This is a genomic window from Salsuginibacillus kocurii DSM 18087 (assembly GCF_000377705.1).
Lineage (GTDB): Bacteria > Bacillota > Bacilli > Bacillales > Marinococcaceae > Salsuginibacillus > Salsuginibacillus kocurii.
In genome coordinates this window covers 154,673-167,241 of record NZ_KB898624.1, presented here as the reverse complement: position 1 = coordinate 167,241, position 12,569 = coordinate 154,673, and the positions used below count along the sequence as shown (strand labels likewise).

Genomic DNA, 12,569 nt, shown 5'->3' with positions numbered 1-12,569 from the left:
CTTTATTGGTCTTTTTTCTTTTCAATAGTCTCTGTCATCTGCTTCCAGATAGAACCTTTGGCTTCTTCCCCTGTTTCAATTCGTTCAAGCGCCATTTTAGCTTGCATTGCTACTTCAAATTCAGTGTCATGCTGTGCTTCTCTCAACGCAGGCAGAGCACGCTCATCTCCGAGCTCATATAAAAACATTGCACCACGCCAGCGTACAAGTTTATTCTTATCTTTTAATGTATCAATCATCCACCCCATCGCTTCTGGGTCGCCGATGTCAGACATACAGTCTCCAGCCGTACGGCGCACAGTAACCGATGTGTCCTGCAACGCCTTTTTCAAATAAGGTAAGACAGCTGATGTCTCGATCATGCCAAGATACGCAGTTGCTAAGCGGCGGATGGCCGGTTTTTCATCATCTAAGGCCTTATCGAGAACAGGCAAGTCTGCTTCTGTTGGGTTCATCCTATCGAGGTAGGCGTAGCGTGTCTTCCAATCCGGTTCATCCAGCATCTCTTCTGTTACAGTCATATAACGATTAGCTGCTTTTGCAGCACTGTCTTCAGAACCATGGGCAAGCTTAACCAGTGCATTTAAGCGTTCTTCACTGTATGCCGCTACGATTTCTTCCGCTACTTCTGCCCCAACCTCCTCTAAGTCTGAACCGTAGCGGGCATCTCTATCTTCCCACTTACGCTCCATCACCAGATTGTCACCCTCTTGCTGTGCTTGAAAAGCAGCGTGCTGGAACCGGTCTGGCAAGCCCGCTCTCTTTTCTTCTTCCCCATCGGTTACTTTTACTTGCATTGGTATTCCCTTAAAAACTTGGACTTGAACTTGAATTTCTCCAAATGCATCTTTAGCTTCTGACATTGCGGCATAAGAGGCATTGCCTTCACCAAATACAGCTCGCACGTTTTTAAGTACTTCCTGCCAATCTGCTTTTGGGTGCCTTTCAAGCGCAATAAAGTCCGCCACATGATAAACTCCCTTGATTCCTTCAATAGTAAACAACTTCTGGATAGCTTCGGGAGCTTCTTCTTTGTTATCAGGTCGGTAGTTATTGCTCGTTCCGCTCGGCAAGGATTGATCAAGATTTAGTTTCATTGTATTCGGACTCGGAGTCGGTTCAATAGATACAATCTTCATAGGTTTAGCACTCCTTCCACTATCATATCTCACTGTATGGATTGTAACATAGTCCCTTCTAATCTTACACGCACACGGACCAGAGCGTTAGCTTTCTATCGTCTTCTCTAAGAAGATCATGTATAATCAAACTAGACTGTCAGGGTTGTTCCTTATCCAATCCACAGTTTTTACTTACCGTGCAAAGGCTTGAGAGGAGGAATTGTTTTGAAAACAGCAATAATATCTGACATTCATGGAAATGCACGTGCACTTAAGGCAATACTTAATGACATGGAGCAGCAAGATGTTCAACAGCTCTATGTAATAGGTGATATTTGTTTTCGTGGCCCTGAACCTAAAAATGCGCTAGAAACGGTACGAGCATTGCCTGCTAAAGTATTGCAGGGAAATGCAGATCTTTGGACTGTTCGCGGCTTGCAAAAAGAGGAAGTTCCTGAAAAAGCACTTGCTATAATGAATCAAGAAAGAGAATGGACAGCTGAACGGCTGACAGAAGCCGATATGGACTACCTTGCCCAGCTGCCTGCTGAATTTTACGATGAGATAGGAAATGGATTGAAAATGCATACATTTCACGCCACCCCTGACAGTTTGTTTGAACCTGTTAAAAAAGATGCCTCAGCTGACGAACTACGTAATAAATTAACGTTAGAACGCGACGCTGACGTGTATGTATATGGTCATGTCCACACTCCGTTTGTACGAGAAGTGAATGGGAAAACAATTGTAAATACTGGGAGTGTAGGTTTGCCATTCGACCATGACCCTCGCCCTTCCTATGCCATCATTGATACTTCCACAGGAAAAATTGAAGCAACGATTCGCCGGGTTTCTTATAATTTGGATGAAGTAATTAACCAATATGACGCCAATAATTATCCAAATAGCGAACAAATGAAAACAATCATCCGAGACGGAGCTATTAAATAAGTTTGACATTTAAAAGGAGTACCAGCCTCTAGGCCTGCAATCAATCGGCTGGCTACTCCTTTTATTGGTGTTCGTTGCGTGTAATAACGAAATGAGCATCAGCTCCACCATTCAGGCGTCAGGGTCAATTAATTCTGTTAATCCTTCCATAATCTCTACAAAGGAGGCTGTATCATCATATTGATGAACCACTTCTCCTTCTGGATTAAAGAGAATCGTAGTTGGTACGCCCTTGCAGCGATAGTAATCATAAAGAGTGGTGCCATCATCAAGCAAGATTTTAAAAGATTCCTTCTCCTCATTAATAAAAGCTTCTAATTTTTCCTGATCTGGTTCTCTGCCTGTCACATTTATCATGACGACATTTAAACCGGCTGCTTCCAAACGAGAAACCACTTTCTTTTTATTTTCCCAATCTTGTCTGGCATCCGGGCACCAAGATGTCCAAAATGTCAGCATTAACGGTCTTCCTCCATATTTCTCTAGTGACTGGGTTGCGTTAGTAATCGGCTCTTTCAGCTCAATCTCTGGTAACATGTAAGTTCCTATCCTTTCTTTCCTTTAAATTCGATTAAAATGAAACATCACTCATTCTACCCGATAAAGGAAAACTTCACCCGTAATATAACTAAGGTTCGTTTGCCTCCTGGTATGATTATCTTCAATCTAGAGGGGAGCAACTACTTCATCAAACCATTCTTTCAATTCAGTAATTGGCCCCATTTGATAGCGTATCTCCTGAATTTTTTGATGCTTGAACACCACAAGAGCCGGTACACTTTTAACCGGAGCAATCCACGGCATGAGTTGTATATTCGCTTTAACTATCGTTTCATTAAGATCTAGTTCTTCAAGGGTCTCAAGTATTTTTTCTGCTTTGTGGCACGTGCCACAAAATGGCGAAAAGAAATAGACTACGTATTTCTCACCCTGCTCAATATCTGCTTCTACTTGAGTTTGCGTCACTTCATGCATGTCCTCTCCACCACCTTGTAATTACCCCTTCCTTTTACAAACTCCCACCACTTCTTAAATGAATATACCTTATCACTTAGCTAAGTTAAAAAGTTTGTTAACGTGCACGCCCTATTTAGTTAACCATTTAAAGAAGATACTCAATCAATGCCTCGAAAAAAACCCTGCGTAAAAGTAGTTCAGATTCTACAAGCTTCGGTTTAGCCGAGGGACGGTTCACCTTTCGAAACCATAGTAAAAGACCACCCTCGAAAAAAGGGTGGTAAGAAACCGATTATTGTTTCATGTGGTCAACTCGTTCTCTCCACTCAGCAATTTCTCTAACAAGAGTAGGCAGGTCTTTATCAAATGGATACTCTTTTTTCAAATGTTCTTTTTCTAATTCAGGGAGTCGGTTCCAGGCATTTTTTAATTCTGCAGCCCTATAAGCGAATTGTTCAAGTTCATATTTAAAATTTTCATCCATTTCTTTATCCCTCCTCCATCTTCTTAGAGGAACATTCCCGCCTGCTAACTGAACAAAACCTTACCGTCTGCGAGCACAGACTTTAACTTTCAATACCGCCCTCCCCTTTCCAGAGAGCTGACAGTACTGCAGAGATCTTAGTTTTTTTCAATTGCCTCCACTAAAGCGGCACCATATGCCGGAAGGTCAGGCGGCCTGCGACTGGAAATAATATGACCGTCTGTCACGACTTCTTCATCATGCCACGTTGCTCCAGCATTTTTCATATCATCTTTTATACCTGGGGTGCTTGTTACGGTGACACCATCTAATATATCCGCTGAAATTAATACCCAGCCTGCATGACAGATTTGGCCAATAATTTTTTTCTCATTGTTCATATGTTTGACAGCAGCAATAACCTCTTCATAGCGCCTTAATTTATCTGGTGCCCATCCACCTGGAACCAAGATAGCATCATAATCAGCTGGTTTCATTGAAGCAAAAGATATGTCAGCCGTAGCGTGCACACCATATTTACCCATATAGACCTTCTTTTCTTCTTTACCTGCAAGGTCTACCGCAGCCCCTTCTTCCTGTAATCTCAGAACAGGGTACCATAGTTCTAAATCTTCGAATTCATCATCAACTAATGCTAAAACCCTTTTTCCATCTAATCGCATGATAAGGTCCTCCTTTATTCATTATGACTCATTGGCGCAAATAAGGACTGTCCGATTACCTATTATACCCTCCTTCCATACATCACGAAACAATTCATTTTTATTCGGGATGGCAATATGAAATACAGGAATAACAGTATAAATGGGTTTCTCAAAGGGGAACGGGTGTACACGGACCGTATGCCGGCCGCTCCAGGAAGCATGAATGGTTTTATGGCCCAACAAAGAAAAGGTTTGGCGAAACCCAGAGCGAAACCAAGCTACTTCTTCATCCTTTGGAACGCCAGGCCTATTCATACAAATAAACAAGGAAAGATCATCACAAAACTGTAGCAGCTTTAAATGATCTTCTTCCTTCTTAGTGTCTGTCAGTGCTCTTAATTTTCTTTGCCTTTCCTGTTCACCGTGTACAAATTCAGTTTGTTCCTTCGTCTCTGGTTTTTTAAAAAAACTAGCGTAATGCAAGCTCATTAACAGGCCGGCATATGTATCTTTTTTTTCAATTTGACTAATACCTTCACGATACGCTTTAATTTTTTTGTCCATCGGATAGGTTGTAAAATCATGGGGGCAATTATTCTCTTTGCTCCACAATGGACTTCGATCTAATTTCTTCCATCCGATGTCGTGATTTTTTATGGCAAATAACACGGACTGATAGTTAGGGTCTTCGCGGAAAGCAGGGTCCTTCCATGCTTCACTTAATTGGCCGGCATGCTTACCATGTACATGTTGGTCGATGCACTCATATGTTCGCAGCCACTGATTTACAATCATATAACCACCTCGCTTATCTGTCTTATGTTATTGGTTTCTTTTCTTCTCCACCCTTAGTTGTTTGGTGTTTAATCTTATTCTTCGATAGCTTACTTAAAATCCCTTTTATTTAAGTGTGTTGATATTCCTTCCCTGGGCTCCCTTTCTGCGGGCAAGCCTCGCCCATCCTCATGAGACAAAAACGCTCGTTGCGAGGTTTTCAACTGCCCCTATTCGAGGTTGCTTCGCAGTAGTCTCTGCCCTCCTCCGCATTTTGAAAGTGGGATTCATCGCCCTTCCTACTTTAGATTTAAAAATAGCCGAAAAACTAATACTAATAAAAGGAGCAGGTGCTTAACAAAAAGATCCTCAATCAGCTAGGCTGGTCGAGGATCTTTTACGCAATATTAAATAAGGAAGTTGAACATGCTTTCATCGCGAGTGATTTCATCATAGAAAAAGCCTTTTTGCTCCAAGTTCGCAATGAGTTGATGATAATCTTCGTTGGATTTTGTTTCAATCCCTACAAGCGCTGGGCCGACAGATTTATTGTTTTTCTTTGCGTATTCAAAACGGGTAATATCATCATCTGAACCGAGCACTTCATCTAAAAACTCTCGTAAAGCACCAGCACGCTGAGGGAAGGTGATAATGAAATAATGCTGAAGACCTTCATAAATCATAGAACGCTCCATCATTTCTTCCATCCTGCCAATATCATTATTGCCTCCGCTTACCACACAAACTACTGTCTTGCCTTTGATTTCTTCCTTATAAAAATCAAGAGCTGAGATGGATAATGCGCCAGCAGGCTCAGCCACGATCGCATTTTGGTTATAAAGTTCCAAAATCGTCGTGCAAATCTTTCCTTCTGGGACTGGTATGATTTCATCGATTACATGTTGGCAAATATCAAATGTTAAATCTCCAACCCGCTTCACAGCTGCCCCATCGACAAATTTTTCGATTTGGTCGAGTTCAGTTACTTCCTCATGTTCTAAAGAAGTTTTCATGCCGGCTGCTCCTGCTGGTTCAGCCCCTACAAGTTTGGTTTTAGGACTGATCGATTTCACGTAAGTTCCTACTCCTGAAACGAGGCCGCCTCCTCCGATGCCGCAAAATAAGTAATCAATCTTGTCTTCAATATCATTCATCACTTCCATCCCGACGGTTCCTTGGCCGGCAATAACTTTTTCATTATTAAATGGATGGATAAAGGCAAGATCGTTTTCTTGAGAGGCAGCAATGGCTTCATTATAAGAATCATCAAACGTATCTCCTGTGATAATAACTTCGATGTAGTCTTTGCCAAACAGTTTTACTTGGTCGACTTTTTGACGGGGAGTTGTCGTAGGCATAAATATTTTGCCGTGGACTTGCAGTGCTTTACAGGAATAAGCGACACCTTGCGCATGATTTCCTGCACTTGCGCACACTACTCCTTTTTCAAGCTGTTCTTTTGGCAAACTGTGCATATGGTGATAAGCACCGCGAATTTTAAAAGAACGAACTACTTGTAAGTCTTCCCGCTTTAAATAGATATTAGCGCCATAGCGTTCGGAAAGTACTTGATTTTTTTGCAGCGGTGTATGTGTTACAACATCTTTTAATGTTTGGTTTGCGATTATAATATCTTCAATATGAATCTTACTCATTATTGACGTATCCTTTCATCTGTACCGAATATGTAATCAAGGTAACGACTTGATCGATTTTCCATGTCGAAACAATCTCGTTTATTATAACACGTTTTCATATCAGTAAAAGGGCTAACGTTGCCCGTTTTTCATACTGCGGGATTCAGAATTGAAAAAAAACCTGCCTCATTCTATAATGAGACTCGTAGGGATGATATATACTAATATAGGCTCTTAGTAAATCGACCCATTACATAACGGAAGGAGTCTTAACACATGAAAGCAAAATGGCTTATGATTGCATTTATGAGCTCTTTGATCACTCTTCTCCCTGCTTCTCCTGTCCTTGCTGACAATGACAATGGAGACCCTGGAGCATTAATGATCACCGCGCTCACTGGCTTATCCTTTTTAACGATTGCTTGGATGATTTATGCCATGGTTCGAGACAATGGATAACGGAGCTGTCCCCAGTTGGGGCAGCTCCTCTTCATATCTATACATTCTCCATTGTCTTACTTGCTCACGTTCACGTCTAAGGTCTGAGCATAACTTTCTTGCGATTCAAAAAGTTAGTAACCATAAGGCGTTTAAGAGCTTAAATAGAAGGGTATATAATGAGATGTACTGATTGCAGATGATGAATTTACTATTGTTCTTAGGAGGGACTTAACATGAACGATTTTGTTAAAAAAGGGTTTTTGTTTGGCTTAGGTGCTGCTCTTTCAACTCGAGATAAAGTCCAAACTTACGTGGATGACTTAGTGTATAAAGGAAAAATCACTCCTACAGAAGCAGAAGAGTGGGTTGATCAGCTTGTTGATAAGGGTGCGCAAAAGGAAGAAGAACTCTCTCATGAGAGCAAAATGAAAATTCAAGAAGCCTTATCTGACTTAGGAATGGCGACAAAGGAAGATGTGGCCCGCCTCGAATTAAAACTTGCCCAGCTCGAGGAATTACTGCAAAATCGGTCCGAACAGCCGCCGAATGAGGGTGATGAAAGGTAGTTGTCGTTCATGCTTTCGAAAGGGTTCCGGCACGCGAATAGATATAGAAAAATAGTAACCACTCTCGCCCGATATGGATTCGGATATATTATCCAGGAGGTCGGGCTTTTTCACATTATGTCTTTACCAAAGCGGTTGGCGACGAACCCTGGTGAATTCGATTCAAGATCAATAGGCGTTCGTCTCCGTAAAGTAATGGAAGAATTAGGGCCCACCTTTATAAAATTGGGACAAATGGTCAGCACACGTCAAGATGTGTTTCCACCTTCCATCATTCGTGAAATTGAAAAATTACAAGACGATGTAGCTCCGTTTCCTTATGAAGACGCAAAAAAACAGGTTGAAGAAGACCTTGACGGGCCGGTGGATGAACTTTTTGCTGAGTTTTCCATTGAACCTATGGCTGCAGCTTCAATCGGTCAAGTACATAAGGCCAAGCTAAAAGACGGGACGCCTGTAGCCGTAAAAGTAGCACGCCCTAATATAAAAGAAGTGATTGAAAAAGACTTAGATATTATTCAAGACCTTGCCCGTCTGTTAACCCAGCGTTTCAGCTGGGCAAAATACTACCGTCTTGAAGGAATTGTTGAAGAGTTTGCTTCAGCTATCCGGGAGGAATCCAACTATACTCAAGAACGATACAATACCGGCAAAATGAAAAAGAATATGGAAGTTTTTCCTGCTGTTCATATTCCTAACGTTTATGAAGAGTTGTCTAGCCGGCGAGTACTGACCATGGAATTAATCGAAGGAAAAAAAATGAGTGCATTCTTAAATGAGGAAGTTACAGCAGAAGTCGACCAATCCAAATTAGCTCGCACTCTTGCCGATTCTTTTTTACATCAAGTGTTATTTAACGGCTTTTTTCATAGCGACCCCCACCCCGGCAATCTTTATATTTTGGGAAAGAATCAGGTAGCTTATATTGATTGCGGTCAAGTCGGGCGTTTGAACCGAAAGATGAGAAATCAGTTCGTTGATTATGTCATTGCCTTGACGAAACGAGATCCTTTATTGGTTACCAAAGCAATATTTGAGATGGCTTACATTCCGAAAAACATAGATATGGAGCGGTTTGAGGACGATGTTGAATATTTATTGGATAAATATTATGATCAACCGTTTGAACGGGTGCGCTTAGGCGAAGCCATAAATGATATTTTTTCCACCGCTCATAGATATCAAATTTTCATCTACCAAGAGTACACAATGCTGGCTAAGGCAATCATTACCCTTGAAGGCGTATGTGAACATTTAGACCCCCATTTAAGTATTGCCCAGGCAGCCGAACCATTTGGGCGCCAGCTTGCCATTGAACGCTACCGACCGCGAGCGTGGTTTTCTGACTTTAAAGATGAAGTAAAGGAACAAGAAGAAACGTTCCGTTCCATCCCAAAAGAGTTACAAGGAGCGTTAAAGCGCTTGAATGAAAGCCATGTAGGGGTTGAGATGATGATCCCTAAAATGGGCTTGTTTTTAAATAAACTAGACCGTATCAGCAATCGTATCTCATTTAGTATCACGCTGCTTTCATTCAGCATTATCATGGTAGGTTTAATCATCGGTTCTACGTTTGGTGATTCATCATCTATTTTAGTACAATTGCCAGTCATTGAAATTAGTTTCATTATCGCTTTCTTTATGTTTTTAGGTCTCTTTTTTGCCATTTTCAAAAATGGGCGCTTTTGAATAAGATAATAGTTTCTAGACGTGCAAACAGAGGCTGCTCACTTGAGCAGCCTCTGTTGTATGCTTATTCACTTAATCTGGTGTCCCTTGTTCAATAGGAAGTGAATCGTAAGAACACCAATCACTCCAGCTGCCTGCATATAAACGTACATTGCTCAATCCAGCTTCTTCCATAGCCAAAATGTTTACACAAGCAGTCACGCCGGAGCCACAATAAACAATATACTCCTTTTCCTCTGAACAGGAGCGGTACAGTGAAGCTAGCTCCGCTTCACTTTTAAAGCGTCCATCTTCCTGCAAATGTTCTTTCCAAAAAAAATGTACTGCAGATGGGATCCGTCCCGCTCTCGGGTCAATCAACTCTCTTTCTCCAAGATAACGCTCCTTTTCACGCGCATCTACTAGGACAGTGGAGCTAGAATCCAATTTTTGTTTGACCTCTTCTAAATGGGCTAACAATGGTGGATTCAAAGAAATTTCATACCTTGAGGAAGGAAAGCTTTCTTTTCGTTGAGTGACTGGCCTTCCTTCTTTTTTCCACTCTGAAAAAGGAACTGAAAGCACAAAGATGTTCTCATGCCCCAAATAACGCATCATCCACCAAAATCTGGACGCCATCGCTCCCCCTTGATCATCAAAGGCCACTACTGTATCTGTTTCATATATCCCGGCCTTTTCCAATTTGTGCGTGAACGTGTCGATCTCTGGAAGAGGATGCCTTCCTCCATGTTCATAAATCATGTCACCTGACATATCTTCTTCAAGATCAAAATAAACCGCTCCCGGGAGTGTTTCCAGTTCGTATGCCTTTTTTCCTTCTTCAGGGTCTTGCAGGTTAAAACGGCAATCAACTATTCGTACATTCTCTTTGCCCAACCACTGTTCGAGCTTCTCAGCTGATAATACATATTTCATTATGACCGTCCTTCCCGACTTAACCATTCATTGCTTATTCTCTATACCCTCGTCAAACGCTTGTCTAACCCCGTTTAATACATAGTCAACTGCTTGTATCATTTCACGAAAACGTTTTTCCTTAGTCTTAGGGTGAAAGGCCTGCATCGAGAGGATCTGCAGATTTTCATGAGTATCCCATATTAGCTGTTTATGCATATAAACAGGTTTTTCTTTGTCAATCCATTGCTCTGCTTCTTCCTGCCAACGGTCGGAAAGTGCCAGCATGTCATCAGCGAACGGTTTAATATGCTCATAAAAATCAGGTGGTTCTTCCAAGTCTCTCGTTCGTTGAAAAATGTCTAATGCTTCTTTTGTTTTATTTTGTAAGCTCAGTGTATGAGTATATAGATCTTGATAAGCAATTGCCATGTTAGTAACCCCCTCTATGCAGACATCGTAACATGAACAGGGGCTTATCTTGAAAGAATTCGTTTTTTGACAGACTTATCAGAAAAAGGAGCCGGAACAGGAGTACCGTGGTGATCCTCAGCAGCAGCATGTTCTAACGCATTTACACTGCGCTTTAAATCATCGATATCATGCCGATGGCGGAGCAATTGAAAACTAACAACTTCATCTGCTTTTGTTTCTACTAAGCGTTCCACATGATCCAGGCGCAACAACACGTGTTCTAATTTTTTTAGCAATTCCTTAGAATCAACAACGTTAGCTCTTCCGTTCATATAGGGCGGCAGTTCACGAGCAGGCGAAGTGGATTTGTCCTTATCATCTGCAGCTCCTCCAAGACAAGCTGATAGTTGATTCACATCTTCGGAGGTAAACAAATAATGGCCTTGTTCATTCGTGTTAAGCTGCAGCTCGTGTTTTTTCACCCAGCCGAGTACCGTCTTCGTTGTTACGCCAAACTCTTTAGCCACATCACGTGTTTTAAGTTGCTGTTGCATTAAATCCTCTCCTTTGTTTTGTTCCTCCTTTCCATATTTTAGAACTAACGAATATCTCCTGCACGTCTGTCAAAAGAAGTGCTTATTCGTTTAAATAAGAAGTAATAAAATGTCATTCGACAACGGCGTAGTAAAGAGGAAGGCGATGTGGCACGTATGATTGTAATAAAAGCGAACTTATTTCAGCTGTTTTTCCTGACGATTCACTTTTGGGACAGCCCACCACCAGCTGGACTTTAAAACGCTCTCCAACTCACTTTCACCACGATAATATGTAAAAAAATCGTAAAGTTTAAAAAGCTTTTCCGTTTAATTGTCGGAAAAGCTTGCAACTGTTATTCTATGTTTCATCATCCTCCGTAGAGTGTAATCGTTGCGCAACTGTTTCAGGTTGAATTGCTGATAAAATCACATGATCACTATCAGCTAATATGATGCTTCTTGTTTTGCGGCCATTCGTTACATCAATAAGCATTTTTCGATCTCTTGCCTCTTGAATGAGCCGTTTGGTCGGAGCTGAATCAGAACTAACAATTGAGACAATGCGCCCCGGAGGCATCATATTCCCAAAACCAAGATTTATCGGTTTTTCATTCATCCTATCCCTCGCTTTCGCCTTTATACGTTCATGATAACATGGATAATACCGGTGTTGTCTATGATAGTCCCTCTTAGGTCCTACAGATAGGTCTATAGGGTCTTCTGTTCTAATTACTGATATGCTAGGATATAGTGATGGTTGGAGATGAAACTATCCACTGGAGGGCTGACCTTGAAATACCCGAATGGCAAAGCGTATAACAAACAAACTTTAACTACAGCTCGCTCTCGCCATACTTCAAATAAACAGCGGGGCATGACACTCGAAGAAGACATTAATACAACCATAAAGTATTATCGTGAAGCGGGAAGGGCTCTAATTCACAAAAAACCTGTTCCCATCCAGGTCGTAAACGTCAATTATCCTAGCAGAAGCCGGGCAAAAATTACAGAAGCATATTTCCGACAGCCCTCAACTACAGATTATCATGGTATATACAGAGGCAGGTCAATTGATTTTGAAGCTAAAGAAACTCATTCAAAAACCTCGTTTCCTTTTAAAAATATTCACCCTCATCAGGTGGAGCATTTAAAATCCGTAGAGGCTCATGGTGGAATTGGCTGTTTAATTATTGGGTTTGATTCCTCTCAAGAAATTTATTTAGTACCTGCTTCCATTTTCATACCAAAATATGAAGATCAATCTCAACGGAAATCTTTATCTATTGATCTCGTTAGAAATGAAGGTGTTTTCATTGAACGAAGTTATGCTCCGCCCTTAAAAGTTCTCGAAGCAATAGATACGTTATATTTTTAAAGGCATTATTCATAATTACTTCATTCCTCTCCTCTTCTCAGAAGATTTTAAGCTTTTTCATAACTTTATCGCTCTGCGGGTTAAAA

16 protein-coding genes are annotated in these 12,569 nt (G+C 41.3%); 5 read left to right on the top strand and 11 right to left on the bottom strand.

The genetic code is table 11. The features are described from left to right. Positions 1-2 precede the first annotated feature (2 nt). Positions 3-1,139 carry a conserved virulence factor C family protein gene (locus D469_RS0105175; protein WP_018922310.1) on the bottom strand — a complete coding sequence of 379 codons (1,137 nt, stop codon included), beginning with the start codon at positions 1,137-1,139 and terminating at the stop codon, positions 3-5. A 207-nt stretch (positions 1,140-1,346) separates the two neighbouring features. Here D469_RS0105175 and D469_RS19700 point away from each other — a divergent pair, with 207 nt between their 5' ends. Next, positions 1,347-2,072 (top strand): metallophosphoesterase family protein, encoded by a 726-nt coding sequence (locus D469_RS19700; RefSeq protein WP_018922309.1) that lies wholly within the window; start codon positions 1,347-1,349, stop codon positions 2,070-2,072. Between the two features lie 111 nt (positions 2,073-2,183). Here D469_RS19700 and D469_RS0105165 read toward each other — a convergent pair whose 3' ends face one another. From D469_RS0105165 to ilvA, 6 genes are all read right to left on the bottom strand, one after another. Then, positions 2,184-2,609, bottom strand: a complete 426-nt coding sequence (locus D469_RS0105165) for a TlpA family protein disulfide reductase (protein ID WP_018922308.1) — start codon at positions 2,607-2,609, stop codon at positions 2,184-2,186. A 129-nt stretch (positions 2,610-2,738) separates the two neighbouring features. Beyond that, entirely contained in the window at positions 2,739-3,047 is a 309-nt protein-coding gene (locus D469_RS0105160) for a thioredoxin family protein (protein WP_018922307.1), read from the bottom strand. Positions 3,048-3,321: 274 nt separating this feature from the next. Next, complete coding sequence (locus tag D469_RS19695) at positions 3,322-3,513, bottom strand: hypothetical protein (RefSeq protein WP_018922306.1); 192 nt, start codon at positions 3,511-3,513, stop codon at positions 3,322-3,324. A gap of 137 nt (positions 3,514-3,650) precedes the next feature. After that, positions 3,651-4,175, bottom strand: coding sequence for a type 1 glutamine amidotransferase domain-containing protein (locus D469_RS0105150; protein WP_018922305.1), 525 nt, complete (start codon positions 4,173-4,175; stop codon positions 3,651-3,653). Positions 4,176-4,196: 21 nt separating this feature from the next. After that, a complete protein-coding gene (locus D469_RS19690; protein WP_018922304.1) occupies positions 4,197-4,952 on the bottom strand; it encodes a DUF3891 family protein in 756 nt (251 codons plus the stop codon). Positions 4,953-5,338: 386 nt separating this feature from the next. After that, entirely contained in the window at positions 5,339-6,586 is a 1,248-nt protein-coding gene (gene ilvA / locus D469_RS0105140; RefSeq protein WP_018922303.1) for a threonine ammonia-lyase IlvA, read from the bottom strand. 258 nt (positions 6,587-6,844) lie between these two features. Here ilvA and D469_RS0105135 point away from each other — a divergent pair, with 258 nt between their 5' ends. From D469_RS0105135 to D469_RS0105125, 3 genes are all read left to right on the top strand, one after another. After that, positions 6,845-7,027 (top strand): hypothetical protein, encoded by a 183-nt coding sequence (locus tag D469_RS0105135; RefSeq protein WP_018922302.1) that lies wholly within the window; start codon positions 6,845-6,847, stop codon positions 7,025-7,027. Positions 7,028-7,242: 215 nt separating this feature from the next. Then, on the top strand, positions 7,243-7,575 hold the full coding sequence (locus D469_RS19685; protein ID WP_018922301.1) for a phasin family protein: 333 nt from the start codon (positions 7,243-7,245) through the stop codon (positions 7,573-7,575). A gap of 117 nt (positions 7,576-7,692) precedes the next feature. Then, positions 7,693-9,264 (top strand): ABC1 kinase family protein, encoded by a 1,572-nt coding sequence (locus tag D469_RS0105125; RefSeq protein ID WP_018922300.1) that lies wholly within the window; start codon positions 7,693-7,695, stop codon positions 9,262-9,264. Positions 9,265-9,336: 72 nt separating this feature from the next. Here the strand turns inward: D469_RS0105125 and D469_RS0105120 are convergent, their stop codons facing one another. The 4 genes from D469_RS0105120 to D469_RS0105105 all read right to left on the bottom strand — a co-directional run bounded on the left by D469_RS0105120 (position 9,337) and on the right by D469_RS0105105 (position 11,724). After that, positions 9,337-10,179: a sulfurtransferase gene (locus tag D469_RS0105120; protein ID WP_018922299.1), complete on the bottom strand. Its 843-nt coding sequence runs from the start codon at positions 10,177-10,179 to the stop codon at positions 9,337-9,339. Positions 10,180-10,206: 27 nt separating this feature from the next. After that, positions 10,207-10,590, bottom strand: a complete 384-nt coding sequence (locus D469_RS19680; protein WP_018922298.1) for a YppE family protein — start codon at positions 10,588-10,590, stop codon at positions 10,207-10,209. A gap of 44 nt (positions 10,591-10,634) precedes the next feature. Continuing rightward, positions 10,635-11,126: a MerR family transcriptional regulator gene (locus tag D469_RS19675; RefSeq protein ID WP_018922297.1), complete on the bottom strand. Its 492-nt coding sequence runs from the start codon at positions 11,124-11,126 to the stop codon at positions 10,635-10,637. A gap of 340 nt (positions 11,127-11,466) precedes the next feature. Beyond that, positions 11,467-11,724, bottom strand: coding sequence for a DUF370 domain-containing protein (locus D469_RS0105105; RefSeq protein ID WP_018922296.1), 258 nt, complete (start codon positions 11,722-11,724; stop codon positions 11,467-11,469). Positions 11,725-11,892: 168 nt separating this feature from the next. Between D469_RS0105105 and recU the strand changes: the two genes are divergently transcribed. Beyond that, complete coding sequence (gene recU / locus D469_RS0105100; protein ID WP_420834850.1) at positions 11,893-12,483, top strand: Holliday junction resolvase RecU; 591 nt, start codon at positions 11,893-11,895, stop codon at positions 12,481-12,483. Positions 12,484-12,569: the final 86 nt, after the last annotated feature.